Genomic DNA, 22730 nt, shown 5'->3' with positions numbered 1-22730 from the left:
ACATTTTTATGCATGAAATGGAAAGGAAGGCTATTCATATTTTCTGAACAATGGTCAATTTAATGCAATGCATTAGAGTGCTAAACAAACATATTTCTTCAATGATAAATATCACGATATTAAGTCTATTTGAAATCTGAGATGAAGATATAACTGGTCAATGGATTGATGCAAGTCGCAGATCTCATCTAAAATTGAAGGGTTCAAAGCCTAGCTAAAGATCAGGCTTTTGAACCCACTTATTCAATGATGAATGAATATGTATTTATTTGAGTTTTTTTATAAAATTTTTTTGATCCTTGGTAAACATATAGCCACGTCGTTCATAGAACCTGTGAGCTTGTATCCGACTTGGGTGAGATAACAGTTTGATCCCAGAAAATCCATGGGACTTTCCCCACTGTTCAAGACGCTCAATCAACATGCTACCTACACCTTGATTTCTATACTTTTCTTTTACAACAAATCCTATTACATTTACCAAAGATTCAGAAAAAAGTAATTCATATGGGTTTCCATGAATATATCCTAATACCTCGTTATTTTCTTCATAAACAAAGATCATATCTTTTGATTCCTTTGTAATCAATTCAATCTTCTCTTTTACTTTTTCTTCAGGAAATAGATATAGATTGGGGTTAAAATCTTGGTTCAACAAATAAATATCATGATAATCAGATACCCTAATTTCCCTAACATTTTTTTCTTTCACTTTTGAATGCCCCCTATTTTCATCATACGATGCTTTATGTCTAAACTCATTAATCCTCGCAATCTTGACCGTTAAAACAATTCAGCATCCCAATAAATGCTTCAAGTTTGGAATCCTCCCATGTTGAAATACGTTGATAAAACTCATTTTCTTTTTCTTTTAAAGCTTCCAAGGCTTTTTCACGACCATTAGCTGTCAGGGATATCAACACTCCCCGGCGATCCTCAGGGTGAGTTTCACTTTTTACATAATCCAATTGCTTAAGCTGAGTAACAAGACGGCTGACAGAGCTTCGATCCATAGCGGTGGATTCCGCCAAAAATGTAGCGCTTGCCGGGCCGTTCGAAAGAAGACAGCGTACGATCAGAAAAGCCGCAGGTTGTAATGATGGATCGAAAAGTGCCGCAGTTCTTACATTGAGTGCATGTGACGCGCTTATAAGTGCATTAAGTTGTTCACCAAGATTCAGTTCTAATTGCTCTCTTGTAGAATTTGGATGTTTATTTTTACTATCCATATGTCTCCACCTTATTTGAATGAGTTCGAATATATTTGACATATATCAATCAAAATACATATACTTGATATATGTCAATCATATTTTCAACTTTGGTAAGTGTCAAGCAGAAGATCTACAGTATAAAGCATCCACAACCGTAAAGCGTAGACATGAATAAGCATGTAATTGGATCGAGAATTTGGAGGATGATGTATATGTCGACATACCCGATTATTGTAATCACTGGTGCTACTAATGGTCTTGGACAATGGGTAGCAATTGAATTAGCCCGACGCGGAGCACATCTAGTCTTAACAGCCAGAAATGAAAAACGTGCTGAAACGACTAGAAATATTCTGAGAGACCTAGCGCCAAGTACAAAGGTAGACTTTTTTTTCGGGGACCTGTCTCTCATGAAAGATGTCAAACGTATTGGGGATGAAATTAAAGCTAATTATCCAAAGATTGATGTATTAGTGAACAATGCTGGATTACATGGGTTTGAACAGCGAATAACCTCAGAGGGTTTGGCAGAAATGATAGCAGTCAACTATCTTGCCCCGTGGCTGTTAACGCATACACTACTCAATTTACTAATGGAATCCACAAATGCTAGGATCGTCAATGTAGCTTCTGAAGCGTCACGCAACCATGGTGAATTAAAATTACCGGAGGATTTAATAGATACATCTGCATTTACCGCAAGAGGTTCATCTAAGATATACGGAAAGACTAAACTTCTTAATATCATGTTTTCAGAAGAACTTGGACGTCAGTTGGATGGAACTGGGATCACAGTTAACGCACTTAATCCAGGGTTTAACGTAACCGGCCTTGGTCGTGAGTTAGGATTTTCTTCGGTACTTGCAAAAATATTGAACGCTTTGCATATCGGAGACCCACGGAGAGGAGCAGAAATTATTGTTCGTTTAGCAACAGAATCCCAATATCAAGAAGTGACAGGTGGATATTTTAATGTTGGCACTGGTAAGCCGATTGTGCCGACATATCCTGGTGGGGATAGCAAGATGCAACGCCTACTTTGGAATACTACTACCGAATTATTGCGACAAAAAGGGGTTATGGAATGAAATAGGACCTAATATCGAACAAAGCTCCTCCAACAAATGGTTCATTTTGTAAACTAAATCTCTCTTTTAACCGATAAATACATATGCTGGTTCTGTACTTAAATATCTCCTCCCATCTTTACATATTCAAGTACAAACGCGCATTTTTCCTAAAAGGGGACTTTCTATGAACTATCTAGACGAGCATATACTTAGCCTCAAAGCTAAAATGATGGATCAAAAGACAACTAATAACGATAATGTGAAATCCACCTCAGCTCAAACCCAAAAATCGGAACAGGACGGTTCCATGTTTGAAGAAACAAAGCTACTTCATATTGAAAATGATTATCTCACGCTGGAGCCCATTACAATACTAGACGGAGAGATTGGTTTCTACATCCCCAAGTCCTTTACTCCTATGCCAATGGAGCAAGCTATAATCAAATATCCTTCAGAGCATCGACCAAAGGTCACTTATACCTCGTCTGAGGAGACCATCAATATCACTTTTAATCCTACAGATACTTCTCTGGAAGCGGAAGAGTTGCCTGATTTTGTAGAGCAAATGGCGGATATTTTACGGTCTGTACAACCGATTCGCAACTGGTTAGGTACCGAAATGGTCACCAACAGTTCCGGACTTTCAGTTGGACAGATTCGTTTTGTGGCGGCGGGGATCGACGGTAATCTATACAACGAAATGCTCCTCTTTATCCACAATGGACGAGTTGTCATAGGTTCCTTTAGCTGTATGGAGGCAGATCTCGAAGTCTGGTTACCTGTAGCAGAATACTGGGTTCAGTCCCTTTCTGTCCTTCCACCCTCCATCTATTCTACAAATGAGAAAGGAATGACTACACCATGAGTCTGGGATACGATCAAATTCAAATTCACCCTTATGAACAAATTGATCTGGAGGAGCTTACCTTAACGAAAAAAATCAATGAGCATACTCGGCTTTATTTTACAGGTATGATCCCCGAAGACTTGCAAGACAGTTATGTGGAAACGACAGAAAAAAATACCATCATTGAAGTCAGCCAACAAGATGAATCTGGCGCAAGCAAACCGCTATTTAGTGGGATTGCCCTCTCGGTCGAGGTAAAAGTCGTGCGAGGTGTGTACTATCTGGAGGTGGAAGCTATTTCCCATACTTACCGGATGGATATGAAGCAGCGTACTCGTTCTTTTCAGTATACGAAAATGACGATTCCTCAAATGCTGGAGCACATAGGTAAGGACTATGAAGGACTGGATGTGATCGACGGGGCTACTGGCGGAGAAGCCATAGGACGGCTTGCCATTCAGTATCAGGAGACAGACTGGGCGTTTTTAAGACGCATAGCCTCCCGTTATCATACGAGTCTGATGCCTGTAGCCCGTTTTGACAGTCCCAAATTTTATTTTGGTATTGAGGACAGCCCTGCACAGGCGATACTGGATCATACCCGTTATACCGTACGTAAGCAATTGCTTCCTTTTCGTTATTTTCAGGAGAATGAACAAACCAAACTGAGTGAACACGATTTTATTTTTTATGAGGTAGAAACGGATGAGGTACTCGACTTGGGCGCTCAGTTGAATTTTCAGGGGCATAACCTATATGTGATGGAAGCCTACACCGCCATGAGTCAAGGACTGCTGCGGCATCAGTATGTGCTGGGTTCTTACCAAGGATTTCGGCAAAAAAGCTACTACCAGGATAAGCTGGCGGGAGCCTCATTAAGCGGTATTGTGCTGGACGTACGTCAGGATCAGGTGCGCATTCATCTGGATTGTGATGAACAACAGGACACAAACCAAGCACACTGGTTCAACTATTCTACTGTGTACAGTGGCGGTGGCCATACCGGCTGGTATGTCATGCCAGAAAAAGGCGATTCAGTTTCCCTCTATTTCCCCGGTAGTCGGGAAGAAGACGGCGTTGCAGGTAGTGCCGTGAGAAGGGCAGATCGCAAGAGTACGCATAACCATTTTTCCAATCCGCAAATGAAAATATGGCGTACCCCGCATGGCAAGGAAATTCGACTGGGACCGGATGAACTGGTCGTTACAGGTAAGGACGGCGCTATTTATATCAAACTGGACGATAAAGAAGGCATTCATATTGCGAGCAGCAAACAGGTGAATATTACGGCAGGAGGCAATCTCAGCCTGTCTGCGGGGAAGACGATGAGTCTGTCCGCAGGTAGTCAGCTCCGTATGGATTGTAATGGCAGTCATATTGAATTAAGCGGATCGGCGGATATGAAAGGCAGCGAAGTGAAGTCGAATTAAGGATGATTAGAAATGGAAAAGCAAACAGATGTGTTAGATCAGCAACAAGCGGCTCTTCATCAGGCTTGGTCTTTCATTCGCAAAGAATGGGCGTTGAAATGTAAATCAACACACACACAAAGATTACAGCATATAGTAGAACATTTTCGCGCCTTTTGTGAGCTGGTTCGGCAAAAACAACTCACAGGTCGTAAAGGTCATATCGGTTACATCACCTACTCTATGCTGCGCACCACATGGCTTGAACAGAAGCCCGTTTATCTTGTTGAAGCTACGGATACCTTATGGATGCTTGATGCTGAGCCCGTTCAGTTGGAGTACGATGCAAGTTGGATTTTTCTCTATTGGACTCAATTACGTGAACAGCTTGGGGCTGAAACTTTGAAGCAACAAGTCTCCCTTTCCGAACTTGAACTGGAACAGATCATGTTGGAAGCAGCGGGATATCTTCATACGATGATCGTTAGTCTGGTTCGTCAGGCTATGAAGCAAGCAGTCCACCTACCAGAGTTTGAGGCGTTGGATTGTGAAGAAGCTTTTGAGATTCGCGTCGGAGAGTATATGGATCATAGTGTCTCCGTGTATCGGGAAGATCGAAGACCCGTGGATGCAAACATAATAAAGTCTTGGCTGGAGGAAAAAGAAGAATCGGCCTACAGCTACCAAGCACTGTCTCAAGTTCAACTGTCAGATGGAAATTACAGTTCCTTGGATTTTCGCTATACAGTCTTTCGCCAGATCGGGATGCAACAAAGTCGATTGCATCAATGCATCCTCGTAGGTACGGTATGGCAAGAAGCTCAGCTAGATGGAACCGACTTTTCGCACAGCCTGCTTCATGGAGCCGATTTCAGTGGCTGTTCCCTGCAAGAGGCTGTACTGGATAAAGTTATAAGCAATAGCGAATATGGATCGGATGCTTGGCTGGATTGGGAACCGTTAGGATTGGATGGAGTGAATTTTACAAGAGCTAATTTACAGGGAGCTAGTTTTCAACATGCACAGCTTCAAGGAGCTACTTTTCAAGATGCCGCGCTGCAAAGAGCTTTATTTAACGGCGCGGATCTAACAGGTGCCTGCTTTGTAGGAGCCGATGTTACTGACGCTTCTTTTATAGGTGCATGTTTAGTAAAAGCTAATTTTACAGGAGCAAAACTACACCGGGTAAGCTTTACAGATGACCAACTAAGCGAAGCTATTGGCCTTACTGCTATAGAAGCGCCCCTGGCTACACAGATAACAGATGCAGTGAGTAAAGGGGAGTGGTTGTCATGAGGTATTACCGACTCATGGTGGACGAGCGCGTAAAGCATCGGGTGGAGACTGCGCCCCTGTCTCCCTTGCAGGTGGAAGATATCCTTTCGAGTCATACCTTTCAGCCGGAGGACACTCCCCTGTTTTTAACAGTACATACAGATCCACGAACCGTATATCCGGATTTTCTGGAGTTCCCTTTGCCACTGGTTTCAGACTCCATGAAAGCCCTGTTGGAAAAATATATGCCGGAGCTGGAATGGAAGGTCGCTATACTTACCGATTTTCAGAAAGCCAGGCAGGATGTGTACTGGGTACTGCGTCCACCTGTGGTGGATTGTCTTTCCTCACAAACCGAGTGGTATCCTGACCACACCTTGAAGCAATTGGTACTTAAACACAGGAAAATCGAATCGTCTATATTTCGGATTGCCGGCTTGTTGGAAGCACATATCTATATCAATCTCGCGGTAGCGGAAAGTCTACTGCGTCGTCCATTTACAGGTGTTCGTGTGCAAAAAGTAGAGATGGCCACAAAGGAGGAATAATCCGTATGGAAGAAGCAAGTGTGCAGCCTGGAACAGGTGCGAAAAAAAGCTATGTCGTGGCAGGTGCGATTTTAAGCTGTAGTTACGGTACACAGCCTACGCGTTTGAAGCGCCCTTTTAGCCATGGGGTGTATGTCAAAAATAAAGCTCAGATGAATATTGGAGATTATGTGCCCGGAGTGAACATAAAATCTTTTGGGAATTGCTCCAGTCCGCTGAATCCGGCTGTGCAAGCCAGTGAGATGGTCGATATTTATGGGGTGAAAAAGGCACCGTGTATTCCTGTCCTTACGATGCCTTGGCTGAACGGAAAAAGCGACATGCGCATCGAAGGCCAGCCTGCTCTTACGCAGAACTGTACGCATCAATGTCTTTATTGCGGACACATACAGATCGAAAATGACGGTCAGGAACTGGATTAATCAGTCGCAACCTACCACTATAAAAACAAAATGCGTTGGTGAGAGATTGGCTATCTTCTCCACCAACGCATAATATAGGTTATCTTCAAATAGTTCGCTCCACATCAGGTACCGCAAAAGGTTCGGTAAGGACAGGTGGATTCCTCAGGCAATGTAGAGTAAATTTCCTGTTCGGTAGAGTAGGCATAAGGGTTCGAAAGAACTTCAAGAAGCTGCTCCATCACACGGTAGTCTTCTCGTTCCACCGCAGCTTCCAGTGCTTCTTCTACCCGGTGGTTGCGTGGAATGATTGCAGGATTGCTGCTGCGCATCAGCTGATACGAGGAGGCTTTTGATTCCTGCTGTCTGCCCAGTCTCGCCTGCCACTGCTCGTGCCACTGGGTGAATTCCGCAGTGCTGAACAGAACCGTATCCTCCAGCTTGTTCAAAGTTAGGGCACGGAAGGTATTGGTGTAGTCGGCACGATGCTTCTGCATGATACTCAGAAGCTCCTCAATAAGAGATTCATCCTCCTGCTCTTCGTTAAAGATCCCCAGCTTCGCCCGCATTCCTGCAAGCCAATGATGGTGAAATATTTTTACAAAATCTGAAATTGCATGCTCGGCCAGTGTGACAGCCTGCTCCCTGTTGTCATGCAGTAGTGGCAAGAGTGTCTCAGCAAATCTCGCGAGATTCCACGCAGCAATATGCGGCTGATTGGCATAAGCATAGCGGCCCTGCCTATCGATGGAACTGAACACCGTCTCGGGATTATAGGTATCCATGAAGGCGCAAGGACCATAATCAATGGTTTCTCCGCTAAGGGTCATATTGTCGGTGTTCATCACCCCATGAATAAAACCAACTAGCTGCCATTTGGCAATCAGCTCGGCCTGACGCTTAATCACTTCCTGAAGAAGTGAAAGGTAACGGTTTTCGTCATTGGCAACTTCCGGGTAGTGTCTTTCCAATGTATAATCAGCCAGAGCACGGAGATCTTGGGACGTGCCCCATGCTGAGACGTATTGAAAGGTGCCGACGCGAAGATGACTGCCAGCCACACGGGTCAGAATGGCTCCGGGCTGCTCGGTTTCCCGGATGATCGACTCACCCGTGGATACCACCGCCAAGCTGCGGGTGGTAGCAATACCTAGCGCATGCATCGCCTCACTGATGATGTATTCGCGAAGCATCGGCCCAAGTGCCGCACGACCGTCACCACCACGGGAGTATGGCGTTCTGCCTGAGCCCTTGAGCTGAATATCAACCCGTTCACCCAAGGGAGTGATCTGTTCGCCAAGCAGCAGAGCACGTCCGTCTCCTAACATGTTAAAATGCCCGAATTGATGCCCTGCGTAAGCTTGAGCAAGAGGCGTAGCCCCTTCAGGAACCTGGTTGCCGGCCAGCTCCGCTACACCATCATTCCTTTGCAGCGCCGTGCCGTTCAACCCCAGTGATGCTGCCAACGGATGATTAAGAATGATCAGCTTTGGTGAGCGGACAGGAGTTAGGTTGAGCTTTGTAAACAATGATTCCGGCAAACGAGAGTAACTGTTGTCGAAGTTCCACCCTATTTGATCTGCTATTTCTTTTTTCTCCGTCATAGTGTCTCCTTTTCTGCTGCGGTATCTTAGGTTTTCCCATTTTAGTTTTTACTTCTGCCCATTTATTATCCAATTATGAAACATGGAACATAGAATATGCTTTTTTATTATAATCGATTATCAAACATTAATTGTATTTGAATACCGAATGGGTCTTCAATAATACCGTAGGCTTGGCTAAACACATTATTAGATAAAGGCACAATAATTTTCACTCGATCATCTGTAATTAAGCTATCATAAAAACGTTTAATTTCTTCTAGGTCAGCACTTTGAATACATAATGAAGTATTATTCCCTACTGTATATTCTTCACTGGGATTCATTGTATCTTCTGCTATCATTACTTTTGTTTTTCCGATGGATAAGACTGAATGAGAAATATAATTTTTATTTTCATCTGTAAGCTGTATGGAGCCGTCACGTTGGGCCATGTCTTGATAGGTAACAAGAAACAATTCCTCTGCGCTGAAGTGTTTTTTGTAAAAATGTATAGCTTCTTTTGCCTTTCCGTTCATGGATAAGAAAATAGCTACTTCTAATGTTGTACTCATGGTATCAATCTCCTTTTATATGTGTAGATATCTTATGAATTTGATATATTCCCTTGAACTTATTATCATATAAAAAGGTATCAAAACATGACACCTTTATAAGGAGATTTAGATGAAAAAATCGGAAAGATTAAATGATATGATCAGATACTTAAACAGTCGAGAGTTCTTTAATTTAAATGACCTAATGGATAAATACCATATTTCAAAAAGTACAGCTCTACGTGATATTAATTCATTAGAACAATTAGGTATGCCTATTTTTTCGGAACATGGCAGACATGGACGATATGGTATCTTAAAAAATAGATTGTTATCCCCCATTATTTTTACAATGGATGAGGTATATGCTCTGTACTTTGCAATGTTGACGTTAGAAGCTTATCAATCCACCCCCTTTCATTTAAGTGTTAATAAACTAAATGAAAAGTTTGAACACTGTCTTTCTAAAATACAACTAAACCAGATTCATAAAATGAAAAAGGTTCTACAATTTGAAATATATCAGCATAATCATGTTAGTCGTTATTTAGATAAAATTCTAACAAGCATTCTTAATGAGAGCACCTGTAAAGTTAAATATGTAAAAAATAATCATAACAAAAGTTACTATATTCAATTTTTCAAAATTTCTGCTAAGTTTGGTCAGTGGTATGCTACTGGAATAGAGTTAAATACGAATAAATATAGAGTTTTCAGATGTGATCGAATCACCTTTATAGAAGAAGAGGCGAGCAATTCTCGCTTTTCTATAGATGAACTCCTTAGTCGTTCATTAGAAATGTATCAATCCGAGAAGAGCATTGACTTTGAAGTAGAAATTTTAGAACAAGCAAAGGATATTTTTTATAAAGAACACTATCCTTCTATGAAAATAGAAAATGGTGATAAGACAGTCATTAAGGGATTTTATAATCCTGGAGAAGAGGAGTTTATAGCTCAATATTTGATGAGATATGGTCATTATGTAATATCAGTGAAGCCTGAATCTTTAAGACAAATGATCCAAGATAAAGTAAAGAACCTCTTACATCACTATCAAAAATTATAAGGTAAAAAGGCTTTTAAGGCAGAATCCAGAAAACTTCACACCCTTTAGGAGATCTTTGGTCTATTTCATTTACATTCTAGTAAAGAAAAGGAACCTTCAAGCTCCTTTTCTTTACTAGCTATGACATTTGAATTATGGCTTCCGTTTGGCGATAACAGCATAGGACACCGTTCTTGTGAATCCAGATGGATTCCATGCAGTAAATACCCATCTGTCTTCAGCCGCGGAATAATTATTGAGAAGAAACCCTTGTTCATTACCAGAGAAAGTCCATGCACCGCTAATCAGATTGTAGGCGTTACCGTTAATCGTAGTGCTTCTAAAGCTATTAGGAGAAATAGTGATCGGTGCGAAAGTGAATCGTGCGAATCCATCTCCAAGTTGAGTTACACGAATGGCCTTTTTAAGATTCATAATCACGTGACTATTTTTTTTCAGTTTTTTTCCCAACTTTGCTTCTGTTTTTTTAATTTTCATTAAGGTTGCCTTTCTCAAAGAAATCATCTCCTTAATTGTTTTACTTATAGTTAATGATGGAGTAGATACTTTTGAATGGACAAAATCCCCGGTAAATTGGCTTGATTTTCTGGAGGTGCTGAAACAAAAAGCCCTTCCTTAAAATAAAGGAGGGCTTGATACCGCTACTTCTCATATTTTCCGTTCCTATACCGATTTTGTTAAGCCGATATGGGTGATCATGGTGTCATACGGTTCTAATTCCATGGTTTGTTTGCCATATTCCGTATCAATCGTCGTTCTTTGAAGTTGATCGCTATTGTTAATAACAACCAATATTTTACTTTCTGGATAATAAGCACACTCTGTATATAGGTTATCTGTAATGTACTTCGTTTCATGTAACTCATTACCCGCAAACCGAATCATATTCAGCAGCAACCTTGTGTTTTCCCAGCTGAATTCGAAAGAAGGAAGGTATATCCCCTTTCCTTTACCAAAGGCATTTGTAGACAGTGTTATCATACCACTCGTTTCTTCCACTACCGCAGCTGACCCATCAGTAAGATAAATGCTATTCTTTGGCGTTATACTGGCTCCTTCAGGCACCAAGCCATGCTCATCCCTAACCTCATAAGTCCATCTTCCATGACCTACTCTGGAGCCTGTATCCTCATCCAGTCCAAGAACATGGGCCATTCTGAAAAAGCTGTCGTGGCCTTCGACCGCCGAAGGCTGGTTGATGCCAATAAAGGTACCACCCTCATAAACCCATTTGGTCAGTAAGTCCACACACTTGTTGTCATTCCAGTACTCCCCACCACTCCATGCTGAACCAGCAGAGCCGGCATTGATCACTACATCACAATTCTGTAGAATTCCCTGACGGATATCTTCAAAATCAATGAACTGCACTTCAATCGGTAATCCGGATAAAGCTTCATTGACATGGATCAAATCATGCATATACGTTTCATGGAAATGTCCGGACAAGGTCCACGATCTCAATTTACCCCAGCAGTGCAGAATAGCTACCTTCGTCTTGATGTGATAAGGTTTGCCTTCATGATGTAGTTCTTTAATTTCTCTGAATTCATTGGCAATCTTTTCGATGTAATCACAAAAATCCGGGTAAGGCTCTACAAGATGTAAATATCCGCCCAGTCCAATCCGGTCAATCGGCTCCCGCAGCAAGGCGCGCCGGATATTAATCCAATACTTTTTGGCATCCAGCGTGGGGTTTCCCCCTTCCATAAAGGTAGGAAGCCCGCCTAAACCAACCGGAAATAAGTATGGATGCAGCCGAATTTCATGCGTATTCACTTTTACACCTGAACAAAGCCTCGCCTCGTAACCTGAAAACACACATTTAATCAACCCGTCAAATCCAAACTCTTGAAAACGATCATTGTAAGGCTCCATGCCAACCCAACTATCATCATAAAACACATAGGCCAGCTTGTCGTGCCTATGCACAATGTCAATTAATTTCTTGCCAAATTCAATCACAAAATCATTGATAAATGCCATCCAATCCAGCTTGCGCTGCTCAGCCGGGATATGACTGACGCGGTATTTTCCGCCATTCACAAAATCCTCGGCAGTCATCGAATACCCGTATTTCTTGGCAAACAGATCAAGCGCTCTTGAACTTACCGTAAAATCATATGAACCCCAGTCAGAGAACAGATGGCGATTGCGCTCATTACTACCCCATATCCAGGCGAAATTATAAAATAAGGAGGTAAACCGAACAACCGTGGTTTCCTTATGATGGAGACACCAATCTTCCATCCAATCCAGCAGATACTTTTGCGTTTCTATATAGATGGGATCTATCTGCATCAAATGCTCTTTGTCCCAATGATTGGTGGTGTGATTGTACATGGAAATCTCTTCCCAGATCCGGTAGGCCATGAAGCTTACGGTGTATTTATGCCAAGGAACAATTCCGGTAATGACTACATTTCCAGATTCCCTTTCATAATTCCACTGTTCTCTTGGAACTTCCTCTCCAGTCGTTCTGTCAAAAACTTGCCAATAGTTAAACGCCTCTTTGGAATCATTCACTTTGAATTGTTCAGCAAAAAAATCCTCCATCAGATAGATGGATACATAATCTTGTACAGCTACCTTTGGATTTGTAATCAAAAAACACTGCTGCAGCTTATCCAGATTGTGGGACGCCCACTCATTATGATCTCTGATGATACAGATTGTCGAATATATGCCGTACCCAGCGTTAATAATCTCATCGGACAATTGCGTGCCGTCACTATCGCGGATGACATCGGCACCCCACCGTTCAGCTAATTTTAGGGTCAGCGCCTCATAACCAGATTCACCCGGTAGTGTAAAGCCCCCCGTTGTTTGTTTGGACAACTTGGTTCCCTCCTAATTTAACATATCGGATAGAAAAGCCAATGCCAGGCCTTGACCCCAGCCCTGAATCCAGTCTTTTGGAATATTGCGATACCCATCCCGATCTTTCATAACCGCTGTGCCGCCCGACACACCTAGTACCCGTCCGTCCTCGCTAATATGGTTCAAGATGCCGTCCAATGCCTTTTGCACGTATTTGGTATGCAGTGGATTGCCGTTATTGATCATGGCCGCCGCGATGCCGCAAGATGCAGACACTTCCTCGTAGGACTCCTCGTCATCCAGTACCGTCCGCCACAGGCCGTTCTCCGTTTGAACACCCTTCAGTGCCGACAGTTGATCCCGAAGCGAACACTCCACGTCCATGCACTGCGGATATAAATACCAGTCTTTCAAATGAATTTTAACTTGCGACATGGTATAGGCTCCCCAAGCATTCGCTCTCCCCCAGAAAAATCCGGACATGTGATCCTGCTTGACATTATTGTAGCCATGGTACCAGAAACCGCTACTAGGGTCTTGCAGGTATTTGATATGCCAGTAATATTGGTTTAAGGCGTCCTGGATCATTTCCTCATCCTTTAATTTGGTTCCTACACGGAGCAGAAAAAATGCCGCCATAAACAATGTGTCCGCCCATGCCTGCTCTGGAAAATCATTAGCAACGGATACCGTATGCTGCAGAACATTGTCTCCAAACCTGAGAGCATGGTTCCGAATATAATCCACCTTGCTCATCACAATATCCCAATATTTCTGGTCCCCTGTTTCTTCATACAATGTGATCAGCATATGGCCCATGGCACATGTGTTTACCGTCCAGTGCGGCAGACCCAGCTCGATATATTCATCTGCCCATTGTACAAGCATATTCAAATACTCTTTATTTCCAGTTTTTATATAGGCTCTGGATACACCATAATAAGCTACACCGCAAGGCCAATCCCACGTCAAATCCATCGCCATTGTTTTTCTGACGACTTTGTCGATGACTCTTAATATTTCTTCCTTGTCATAAGTTAATTGAAGCATCTATGTTCTCCTCTCTTTCGCACACGCCCCCAAAGGCGCTTGAGAGCTGTTCGTCACCGTTTTGAAAACGCTTTACTTATTCCATTGTACGCAGTAAAATAGTCTCCATCTAAGCATATTCGCAACAAAACTGCGCAATTCCAATCATTTATGAGATGATTTTGCAAAAATCCAATAAGCGACTTCCAATAAACAATATATAGATCGAAATGGTCTAGTTCGTCTATATATTGCACCTTGGAGCGATTGGAATCGAATTTTGCAAAATCCTGATGTATATCTGCTGGTTAAAATCAAAGTCATGGGGGTATTGAATATGCCCAGAAAAAAGAAGCCCGTTATAGAATACCGACACTACAGCTTGCCTATAAACTTCCCTGTCTTGCTGTTAAGCGGTGAACGTTGGAAGATTTCAGATATTAAAAGTGAGCATCTCCATTTTCATAACCATTTGGAGATTGGTATTTGCTATTCGGATAGCGGCTTCATGGAGATCAAAGGAGAATCTGTCCCCTTCAAAGCCGGTGATGTGACCTTCATCCCCAGGTATCTTCCTCATACCACGTACAGTTCGCCAAATACAGCCAGTCTTTGGTCTTATATCTTTTTTTCGCCAGAGGACCTTTTTCAATATTCATTTAAAAGCGCTTACAGCAACTTCGAGCCGAATTTGTGGGTGGTGAAGGGAATGAACTGTATATTGAATAAGGAGCAACATCCCAAGGTTTATACACTTGCGACTTCAATCGTAGAGGAATTAAAACATCAGAATCCTTACTATCAGGAAAGTGCCTACGGCTTATTGCTATCCCTTTACATAGAACTCCTTAGAATTCATTCCAGGAATGAACTGTTGGCAGATCAAAAAACAGAGCATAGCCTGAAAAGCGATTTTGTCATTTCTCCGGTTCTGGAGTACATCACGAAAAACTATATGAACCCCATTACGATGGATTTTTTGGCCGACCTGTGCCATTTAAGTACAACTCATTTCCGAAGAAAATTCCATGAAATTATGGGGACGTCACCTCTCGATTTCCTAAACAGCACCCGAATCGAAGAGGCCTGCAAGCAGTTAAAAAGCACGGAGGATTCTATTCTTTCGATCTCTGAACAAGTCGGTTTTCACTCCATTTCCAGCTTCAACCGATGCTTCTCCAGGCTTATGGGAGAGCCCCCCAAAGAATGGCGTAAAGGTGCTCAATCCGAAGCGCAATCGGCCAAAGCGTCAATACTGGAGTTTACCGGGTGGGTTTGATTTTACCAAACGGAATCAAGCAGCTCGTCCAGTTCTCGAATTCTGGTGACCGATGGTGTTTGTATAAGATTGCCTTTGACCATGACCATAGCTACATCCGACAAAGCTTTTATGTTGTCCAAAGGGTTTTGCTCCAGCACGATTAAATCCGCCTGTTTTCCGATATCAATGCTGCCTGTAAGGTGATCGATGCCTAAGATTTCCGCATTAGATTTGGTTACCCGTTCGATGACCTGACTCGCGTTCAGTTTCGTTTGTCTCATAAAGTGGTCCAGTTCCCGCCAAATATCATAGTGGGTGACGTAGGACATTGCGGCATCCGTTCCAACCCCAATTTTGATATGATGTTCCACAGCCTGTCGCAGTCCCTTCAGCATAGAGTCGTACACAAGCCGGGAATTTTCCTTAACAGTCTCATTCACCTTCGTTAGGCTCGTGTCCAATTTCGCAGCAGGATACGCAGCCTGCATCGTAGGAATCAAGGCGGTATAGCCCTTTAATGCCCTAGGATTGTTTTTGTACAGACTTATGATCTCCTCATCCATCTCCGCACCGTGTTCAATGGTATCCACTCCGCCCTTTAGCGCGATTCTAACGCCTTCGGTACTTTCCACATGGGCCGCTACACGCATACCGATTTTATGGGCTTCCTCGCAGATGGCGGCAACCTCTTCCTCCGTCATTTGCAGGCGGCCTGCTTCGCCGACCATCTTGGCATCGGTAACCCCGCCAGTCACGCATATTTTGATTAGATCTACTCCGTTTTTCACATTAATTCTTACATTTCTTCTCGCTTCCCATGGCGAATCGCCGACCAAAGCCAAATAGGGTGCCCCATGACCGCCTGTTACGCTCAGAAAATACCCGGACACCAAAAGATTGGGGCCAACAAACCGGTTTGCATTAATTTCATCTCGGAGCTGTACATCAGTGTAAAAAAATTCACCGACGCTGCGCATCGTGGTTACACCGGAATGCAGTGCCGTTAGAGCATTTTTCTTCACCCGTTTCTTTAACACACTTCGGCCCAGCCTCGTATCCAAAATATGACGGAATGTAAAATTCAGCAGCCCTTCGCTTGCAGACAGCGTAAATGGCTTTCCATCTGCAAAAAGATGGACGTGCGCGTTGATGAGGCCGGGCATCACATATTTCCCCGATACATCGATCGTTTGATAATGGCTGGGGATAGCCAAATTGCTTGCCTTCCCAATCTCCTGAATCAGCCCGTCTTCGTGAATTAAAATCGTCATCATTTTTTCAACGTCTTTTTTCGCGTCTCCATAAATCACATTGCAGTTCTTAAATGCATAACCTGTTCCCGTCGTTTCTCCCTCCTGTTGCGCTCATGGTGTTTAATAATGAATTATCCATTCATTTTTGAGATAAAAAAATATAGGGACAGCCTTGATGCCAGAAAAATGATGGACCGTCCCGCAAATAATCATCCCTACTTGTCGACATTATTCATTCAAGCTTTTTAGTCCATGCAGTCTGTATAGGCTAAGTGCCTCAAAAATCCGTTTCCGACTATCGACGCTCATATCCCTCTTCAATAAATCCAAAGTCATATGGATGACATTATTGGCAATAATGTTCAGCAAAATCATATTCTCATCAGTTCCGATTTCATACCTTTTATAAGTGTTTCTCAAATAGGGCTTCTTGGTTTCAATCATCAGATCGACCAGTTCGTTTTTTGCATTGCTGTAAATCGTCCCTTTATTTTTTTCGAAAATAATGACGATCTGCTTGCTATATTGAGTTAGTAGGTTGATTTGCTCCTGAACAATGGCCGACTTTTTTTCGTTACGGGTTTCTTCAAAAAAAGTCTGGTTATCGATATGAATGCTTTCCACTAACACATTCTTCAAATAATCCACTAAAGACGGCGGAACAACCGTATAAAATAACTCTTTCTTATTTTTAAAATAAGTATAAATATTTCCGACAGAAATTTGGGTTTCATCCGCAATATCGCTCATTTTGGCATCTACAAAGCCTTTTCGAGAAAATACCTTTAAAGCGGCTGACTCAATTTCTTTTTTCACTTCATCTTTTTTGGCCTGTATAATAAACACCCTCGATCAATAATGAATAAACCATTCATTTTTAGTGTAATTCAGTGGCTTAGATCTGTCAAACCAGAGCAAAACAACAGAAACTTTGACAGTTACGATAGGTGATAATTCCATTGCCGAATATAAAAAAACAGGGAAAAGACATGACGGAAGCGGGTTTGCCCCGTTCTCCATTCAACCTTTTCCCCGATTTTTTTCAAGTCTCTATCATGGCTTCAGTGAGGACAACCCTGATATGACGTGCCCCCATCAATGAAAGTTATTTATTTTCATAGAGTGCTACGCCGTAGTTCATAAAAATACTGCACAATGGGATGCTTTAACTTCATCTTCCCGGTCATGTTTAAAATTCGCTTTTTTCCTACTCGTCTGTCCACTAAAGCTAGAATATTCAATAAGATATCATTACTCTCTAAGCTTTCCTCTATAGAAGTAGTTAAAAATTTATTAGCTACAACATTAAAATTAGACTTGCTTAATGAGGCCTGTGCTGACAAAAGCTCCTTTGCATGCTCTGATATTTTTCTACCTCTTGCAATTACTTGTAGACGATCCTCCGGAACATTCCCATTAGTATCTTTTCTGACCGCTTCAATTTCTTCATTGCTGATAGGAACTTGGATATTGGGATCATTCCTGATTTCCAACTCCGTCTGATACCATCTGATTGGACTAGTGATATCATTCATATTGAGTATGTTCTTCTTATCTACAGTTATATAACAAATTCCAGACTTATCAGGCAAATAACGGTAACTGGTAGCTCGGTATTCGACCCTTCCGTCTAACGCAGGACAGCGGAAGCTATCCAGTTGTTGCTTCAATTTGCTCCAGGACATGTATCCTCCTATGTTTTCAATGCCTACTAGCAGCCTGTGAAAACTCCTTTTTTTCCTTCTAAATCAATTGCAAAACTCACAATCTACCTCATCATGATCCTTGCTTCCAAACTCATCAAGCAATGTACGCACTTCACTTGTTGATTTGGCGTTCATTAAGCTGTTTCTGAGTTCACTTGCCCCTCGGAATCCACGGACATATATTTTGAAGAAGCGGGCGAGAGGGCTGAACGAACGTGGCTCCTGCGCTGAATACTGATCATGGAGATCTAGATGAAGCCGCAGCAGTTCAAGCAATTCCTCACTGCTGTGTTCCTTCGACTCCTTCTCAAACGCAAATGGATTCTGGAAAATACCACGCCCAATCATAATGCCATCCACTCCATATTGCTCAGCGAGCTTCAAGCCGGTCTGACGGTCCGGAATATCTCCGTTAATGGTCAGCAGTGTGTCTGGTGCCACCTCATCACGAAGTTTCTTAATCTCCGGAATCAGTTCCCAGTGAGCGTCTACTTTGCTCATTTCCTCTCTTGTCCGCAGATGAATAGAGAGATTAACAATGTCTTGTTTCAAAATATGGGTTAACCAGTCGCGCCATTCATCTACGGCAGTGAAACCGAGCCTTGTTTTTACACTGACGGGCAGTCCCCCGGCTTTGGCGGCCTGGATAATATCCGCTGCGATTTCGGGACGGCAGATCAGACCGCTTCCCTTCCCATTCTGGGCTACATTCGCTACGGGACAACCCATATTAATATCGATGCCTTTGAAGCCTTCTTTCGCCATACCGATGCTCATTTCACGGAAATATTCCGGCTTATCTCCCCAGATATGGGCCACCATGGGCTGTTCATCCTCTGTAAAAGTCAAACGCCCGCGTACACTTTTGTTCCCCTCCGGGTGACAATAACTCTCTGTATTTGCAAACTCCGTAAAAAACACATCCGGTCTGGCTGCTTCACTTACGACATGGCGAAACACAACATCCGTCACATCTTCCATCGGTGCCAGTATAAAAAAAGGTCGTGGCAAATCACGCCAAAAATTATTCGTCATATCAAAAACTCCTCTATAAATACCAGGACAAATCTTTGGTCCCAAAATGGTAAAGCTAACCTGTTCATGTCCTTGCTTCTTCTTCACATATAACATGTTTAAGCAACGTAGTTCAAACGGCAGTATATGTTAAGCATAGACATCTAAATGAGTATATCATACCCAAGAGAGGAGCAGACTCCCCAAAAGACTCGCAAAAAAAGGAAGAGCGCCGCCTCTCCTTGCCATTTTCTATAACCTACTGCGCCGCAGTTCATAGAAATACTGCACGGCATAACTTCCCCCAGCTTACGCCGTTCCCATGCGAATGGCTTAAAAAAAGAGCCGAGGAATAATATCCTTGACCCTTTTCGTCAATTTCTACACATGAATACCCAAAATTTTCAGCTGTTCATTGATTTTGGCTTCAAGTTCTGCGATTTCTTGTTTATCTTGCTCTAATAGCTTATTTACTTCGGCAAGGTCAATGACTTGCTCTTCTTCAAACGTATCCACATAGCGAGGAATATTTAAGTTAAACTCGTTTTCTTTGATTTCTTCAAGTGATGCCACGTGAGCATATTTATCAACATCTACACGATTTTCGGTACGTTTCGATAATCTTATTGATGTTTTTATCAGTAAGTTTGTTTTGATTTTTACCTTTTTCAAACGCCAATACACCTCAACTATTAGTCTTTCCTGACCAATAGTGAACAGCACTCCACATGCACCGTATGCGGAAACATATCTACAGGCTGTACTTCCACTGTTTTATACCCGCCATCCTCCAATATCCTTAAATCCCGTGCCAGTGTGCTTGGATTACAGGATACGTACACCACGCGCTCTGGCTTCATCTCCAGAATGGTGTCGAGCAGGCGTGGATCACAGCCCTTACGGGGCGGATCAACGACGATAACATCGGCGGTGATGCCTTGCTCTTTCCATGCAGGAATGACGTCCTCGGACGCGCCTACCTCAAATTTCACATTGCGCATTTCATTCAATAGCGCATTGCTCCGTGCATCGTCGATGGCTTCTTTGACGATCTCCACCCCATACACCTGGTCCGCATGCTGAGCGAGGAACAAAGAAATCGTGCCGATGCCACAATACGCATCAATTACCGTTTCTTTGCCCGTGAGCCCGGCATATTCGACGGTTTTGCTATACAGCACTTCCGTTTGTACGGGATTCACCTGATAAAAGGATCGCGCGGAAATCGCAAACTGTACGTTTCCAATGTAGTCGTAGATCACGTCACGCCCCCACAGTACACGAGTCTCGTCGCCAAAAATAACGTTCGTTCGCTTCGTATTCACGTTCTGGCATATGCTTGCCACGTGTGGGATATGCTCACGGATACTGCCGATCCACGCATCTGCGTGCGGAATATCTCGTCCATTCGTCACGAGCACCAGCATCATTTCACCCGTGCGAAAAGCAGTCTTTACAACGACATGGCGCAGCAACCCGCGTCCGGTTTCTTCATTATATGCACTGATGCCCAGCATTCGGCCAATCTCTTTGACACGTGCGACAACTTCGTCATTACGCTCGTCCTGAATGAGACAGGTGTTCATATCCACAATTCGATGGCTGCCGCGTGCGTAGAAGCCGCCGACAAGCCCGCCCTCGGTGACACCAATCGGGACCTGAGCTTTATTGCGATACCGCCACGGCTCACTCATACCAAGTGTAGGATGCACAACTACGCCATGTACACGCGACATGCTATCGGCATTTCTATCCGCATTCATGGCCGAATCAGAAGTCGTGACTGTATCGGCCTCACCATCTGTATCCGCAGAAGTAGCCAAAACCTGTGCAGTATGCTCACTGGACTCCGTAGTCACACTCAGCTTCCCGATACGCTCCAGCACATCCACGACATGCTGGCGCTTCCAGCCCAGCTGCGCTTCGTAGCTCATATGCTGGATCTGGCAGCCACCGCATTGATCGTAGATGGCGCACGGAGCTGCAATCCGGTCAGGGCTAGCCTGTACAATATCCAGCAGCTTGGCATAGCCATACTGCTTTTTCGTTTTCAGCACCTTTACCCGTACCTTTTCACCCGGTAACGCACCTGGAACGAACAGCGTAAAACCCTCTACACGTCCTACGCCTTCGCCATCGTGGTTCATGCCGATGATGTCTATCACGGCCTCATCATTCTTTTGCACAGGCAGATCGGTACGCTCTGCACTGGATCGGATACGATTGGAAGCTTCCTGACTCCGTCCACCTCTGGAAGAGCGACGAGAATCTTGTCCATTTTCCCTTTTCTTCCGAGCCACTTCATTCACATTTCCATTTTTATGTTTGATTTCGGCTTGAAGCAGCCCATTTCCAGCTCTAACCCGAGACTGTTCCGGTTCTCTCTCTCTTGTCGCCTTCATAGTCTTTATGTGCTGATTTCCTTGAACAGGAGTTGCTGTCGCTGCATTCCGGCGGCTTTTTCCACGTCCGCTACGGTTATTCGTCATGATTGTCACTTCTTTCTGATCTTCTTTTCATACGGTACGTACAATACTAACGTCATCCAAGTATACAAACATCAACTCGAAAATGCCGTTACTCCCCCACGGAGAACGGCAAGAACCAATATGTTCACAAAAACAACTACCTGCTCTGCATTCCGTATACTATATTGCGTTTTCGCCCGGAAACAGAAGCATTTCCTACTTATTTTTCACCGGAAAACATTCAAATGATGAGGTAAATTCCGGAAAGTCGCTGGTAAGGTACCGCCCAGTTCGCCATCCAGATTAAGCTGGACGTAGCCGGGTGAGGTCACTTCCATGTAATCTGTTTTAAAATAAACAATCTTCTTATCCTGCAAATGCTCACCACGCAGCGCAAGTGTTACCAATCGGATCATTTCCGCCAGATTGCATTTCCGCACAGCGATGACGTCAAGCAGCCCATCATCTATTGTCGCCCCAGGAGCAAGCTTTTCAAACCCGCCGACCGAATTCGTATTCGCAATCAGGAAGAGCATAAACTCGTCGTGGATCACTTCTTGACCCGATGCCTTGATGATCAGCTCCTGTGGAGCAAGGCTTACCATCTTCTCCATGCCTTTAAAATAATACGCCAACTGGCCAATCATCGTTTTTAGCTTGCTCGGAACTTCATACGTAAGCTCGGTTAATGTCCCCCCGCCTGCAATGTTGATAAAGTAGCGGTCGTTCGCTTTTCCGATATCCAGTGGCTTCGGATTCTGACGAATAACTAGGTCGCAATAATCCTCCCAGTGCTTGGGGATGCCCAGTGCCCTGGCGAAATCATTCGTCGTCCCCAGAGGAAACACACCCAGGGGCGGGCGGTTCTCTCTTTCAGCCATCCCGTTAATGACCTCATACAATGTACCGTCGCCACCAGCGGCGATAATCATGTCATACCCACGCTCAATGGCCTCTATTGCGGCACGCGTTGCGTCCCCTTCACCCGTAGTTGCATGGCAAGAGGCTTCAATACCACCTTCATCCAGGCGCTGCAAAACATCCGCAAGACGACGCTTCATTTCCTCACGCCCAGAGGTCGGATTATAGATTAATCTAGCTCTTTTCATTCCGTTACGCCACCCGTATATTTAATGATATTTATATTCACATAGCAGTTCATCACATTCAGTCTGTACAAAATATCATCATACTGGAAAAAGACCT

General features: G+C 43.4%; 21 protein-coding genes and 1 pseudogene. 8 read left to right on the top strand and 14 right to left on the bottom strand.

The annotated features are described in order from the left end of the window. Positions 1 to 265: 265 nt before the first annotated feature. Together KAI37_RS04275 and KAI37_RS04270 are read right to left on the bottom strand one after the other, a co-directional pair. Positions 266 to 712, bottom strand: coding sequence for a GNAT family N-acetyltransferase (locus KAI37_RS04275; protein WP_220030786.1), 447 nt, complete (start codon positions 710 to 712; stop codon positions 266 to 268). A 49-nt stretch (positions 713 to 761) separates the two neighbouring features. Continuing rightward, positions 762 to 1229 (bottom strand): MarR family winged helix-turn-helix transcriptional regulator, encoded by a 468-nt coding sequence (locus KAI37_RS04270; RefSeq protein ID WP_071639663.1) that lies wholly within the window; start codon positions 1227 to 1229, stop codon positions 762 to 764. A gap of 197 nt (positions 1230 to 1426) precedes the next feature. On the opposite strand from KAI37_RS04270, the gene KAI37_RS04265 reads away from it, so the two are divergent. From KAI37_RS04265 to KAI37_RS04240, 6 genes are all read left to right on the top strand, one after another. Beyond that, the gene (locus KAI37_RS04265; RefSeq protein ID WP_076293355.1) at positions 1427 to 2302 is read left to right on the top strand and encodes an SDR family NAD(P)-dependent oxidoreductase; all 876 of its coding nucleotides are present in this window, start codon (positions 1427 to 1429) and stop codon (positions 2300 to 2302) included. Between the two features lie 166 nt (positions 2303 to 2468). After that, complete coding sequence (locus tag KAI37_RS04260; protein ID WP_220030785.1) at positions 2469 to 3149, top strand: hypothetical protein; 681 nt, start codon at positions 2469 to 2471, stop codon at positions 3147 to 3149. Then, positions 3146 to 4561 carry a phage baseplate assembly protein V gene (locus tag KAI37_RS04255; protein WP_071639660.1) on the top strand — a complete coding sequence of 472 codons (1416 nt, stop codon included), beginning with the start codon at positions 3146 to 3148 and terminating at the stop codon, positions 4559 to 4561. The genes KAI37_RS04260 and KAI37_RS04255 overlap by 4 nt, the downstream gene beginning before the upstream one ends. Before the next feature lie 12 nt (positions 4562 to 4573). After that, positions 4574 to 5836: a pentapeptide repeat-containing protein gene (locus tag KAI37_RS04250; protein WP_220030784.1), complete on the top strand. Its 1263-nt coding sequence runs from the start codon at positions 4574 to 4576 to the stop codon at positions 5834 to 5836. Further along, the gene (locus KAI37_RS04245; RefSeq protein ID WP_199767833.1) at positions 5833 to 6363 is read left to right on the top strand and encodes a hypothetical protein; all 531 of its coding nucleotides are present in this window, start codon (positions 5833 to 5835) and stop codon (positions 6361 to 6363) included. The genes KAI37_RS04250 and KAI37_RS04245 overlap by 4 nt, the downstream gene beginning before the upstream one ends. Before the next feature lie 5 nt (positions 6364 to 6368). Continuing rightward, positions 6369 to 6785: a DUF4280 domain-containing protein gene (locus KAI37_RS04240; RefSeq protein ID WP_013308879.1), complete on the top strand. Its 417-nt coding sequence runs from the start codon at positions 6369 to 6371 to the stop codon at positions 6783 to 6785. A gap of 104 nt (positions 6786 to 6889) precedes the next feature. Here the strand turns inward: KAI37_RS04240 and KAI37_RS04235 are convergent, their stop codons facing one another. Together KAI37_RS04235 and KAI37_RS04230 are read right to left on the bottom strand one after the other, a co-directional pair. Continuing rightward, the gene (locus KAI37_RS04235; RefSeq protein ID WP_220030783.1) at positions 6890 to 8368 is read right to left on the bottom strand and encodes a protein adenylyltransferase SelO; all 1479 of its coding nucleotides are present in this window, start codon (positions 8366 to 8368) and stop codon (positions 6890 to 6892) included. A gap of 107 nt (positions 8369 to 8475) precedes the next feature. After that, positions 8476 to 8922, bottom strand: coding sequence for a VOC family protein (locus tag KAI37_RS04230; RefSeq protein WP_023987105.1), 447 nt, complete (start codon positions 8920 to 8922; stop codon positions 8476 to 8478). Positions 8923 to 9034: 112 nt separating this feature from the next. On the opposite strand from KAI37_RS04230, the gene KAI37_RS04225 reads away from it, so the two are divergent. After that, the gene (locus KAI37_RS04225) at positions 9035 to 9973 is read left to right on the top strand and encodes a helix-turn-helix transcriptional regulator (protein WP_220030782.1); all 939 of its coding nucleotides are present in this window, start codon (positions 9035 to 9037) and stop codon (positions 9971 to 9973) included. Between the two features lie 132 nt (positions 9974 to 10105). Here the strand turns inward: KAI37_RS04225 and KAI37_RS04220 are convergent, their stop codons facing one another. From KAI37_RS04220 to KAI37_RS04210, 3 genes are all read right to left on the bottom strand, one after another. Further along, entirely contained in the window at positions 10106 to 10477 is a 372-nt protein-coding gene (locus KAI37_RS04220; protein ID WP_233901821.1) for a hypothetical protein, read from the bottom strand. 159 nt (positions 10478 to 10636) lie between these two features. Next, the gene (gnpA, locus tag KAI37_RS04215) at positions 10637 to 12811 is read right to left on the bottom strand and encodes a 1,3-beta-galactosyl-N-acetylhexosamine phosphorylase (RefSeq protein ID WP_220030781.1); all 2175 of its coding nucleotides are present in this window, start codon (positions 12809 to 12811) and stop codon (positions 10637 to 10639) included. 12 nt (positions 12812 to 12823) lie between these two features. After that, complete coding sequence (locus KAI37_RS04210) at positions 12824 to 13843, bottom strand: glycoside hydrolase family 88/105 protein (protein WP_071639654.1); 1020 nt, start codon at positions 13841 to 13843, stop codon at positions 12824 to 12826. 316 nt (positions 13844 to 14159) lie between these two features. Between KAI37_RS04210 and KAI37_RS04205 the strand changes: the two genes are divergently transcribed. Continuing rightward, complete coding sequence (locus tag KAI37_RS04205; protein ID WP_220030780.1) at positions 14160 to 15101, top strand: helix-turn-helix domain-containing protein; 942 nt, start codon at positions 14160 to 14162, stop codon at positions 15099 to 15101. A 2-nt stretch (positions 15102 to 15103) separates the two neighbouring features. On the opposite strand, the gene KAI37_RS04200 is transcribed toward KAI37_RS04205, so the two are convergent. From KAI37_RS04200 to KAI37_RS04170, 7 genes and pseudogenes are all read right to left on the bottom strand, one after another. Beyond that, the gene (locus KAI37_RS04200) at positions 15104 to 16357 is read right to left on the bottom strand and encodes a metal-dependent hydrolase family protein (RefSeq protein WP_258383044.1); all 1254 of its coding nucleotides are present in this window, start codon (positions 16355 to 16357) and stop codon (positions 15104 to 15106) included. Positions 16358 to 16564: 207 nt separating this feature from the next. After that, positions 16565 to 17182 carry a TetR/AcrR family transcriptional regulator gene (locus KAI37_RS04195; RefSeq protein WP_220030778.1) on the bottom strand — a complete coding sequence of 206 codons (618 nt, stop codon included), beginning with the start codon at positions 17180 to 17182 and terminating at the stop codon, positions 16565 to 16567. Between the two features lie 269 nt (positions 17183 to 17451). Next, positions 17452 to 18021 (bottom strand): SF0329 family protein, encoded by a 570-nt coding sequence (locus tag KAI37_RS04190; protein WP_220030777.1) that lies wholly within the window; start codon positions 18019 to 18021, stop codon positions 17452 to 17454. A 63-nt stretch (positions 18022 to 18084) separates the two neighbouring features. Continuing rightward, positions 18085 to 19077, bottom strand: a complete 993-nt coding sequence (locus KAI37_RS04185) for a tRNA dihydrouridine synthase (protein ID WP_220030776.1) — start codon at positions 19075 to 19077, stop codon at positions 18085 to 18087. 360 nt (positions 19078 to 19437) lie between these two features. Next, positions 19438 to 19729 (bottom strand): annotated as a pseudogene (locus KAI37_RS04180) (N-6 DNA methylase); the annotation flags it as partial. A gap of 19 nt (positions 19730 to 19748) precedes the next feature. Further along, the gene (gene rlmD, locus KAI37_RS04175; protein ID WP_220030775.1) at positions 19749 to 21545 is read right to left on the bottom strand and encodes a 23S rRNA (uracil(1939)-C(5))-methyltransferase RlmD; all 1797 of its coding nucleotides are present in this window, start codon (positions 21543 to 21545) and stop codon (positions 19749 to 19751) included. Positions 21546 to 21751: 206 nt separating this feature from the next. Further along, the gene (locus KAI37_RS04170) at positions 21752 to 22633 is read right to left on the bottom strand and encodes a diacylglycerol kinase (protein WP_013308843.1); all 882 of its coding nucleotides are present in this window, start codon (positions 22631 to 22633) and stop codon (positions 21752 to 21754) included. Between the last annotated feature and the right edge of the window lie 97 nt (positions 22634 to 22730).

Origin of the sequence: Paenibacillus sp. S25 (genome assembly GCF_019454085.1) — a bacterium.
GTDB lineage: Bacteria > Bacillota > Bacilli > Paenibacillales > Paenibacillaceae > Paenibacillus > Paenibacillus polymyxa_B.
Note: the sequence above shows the minus strand (reverse complement) of the source record. Positions and strands in the feature narration are given on the sequence as shown.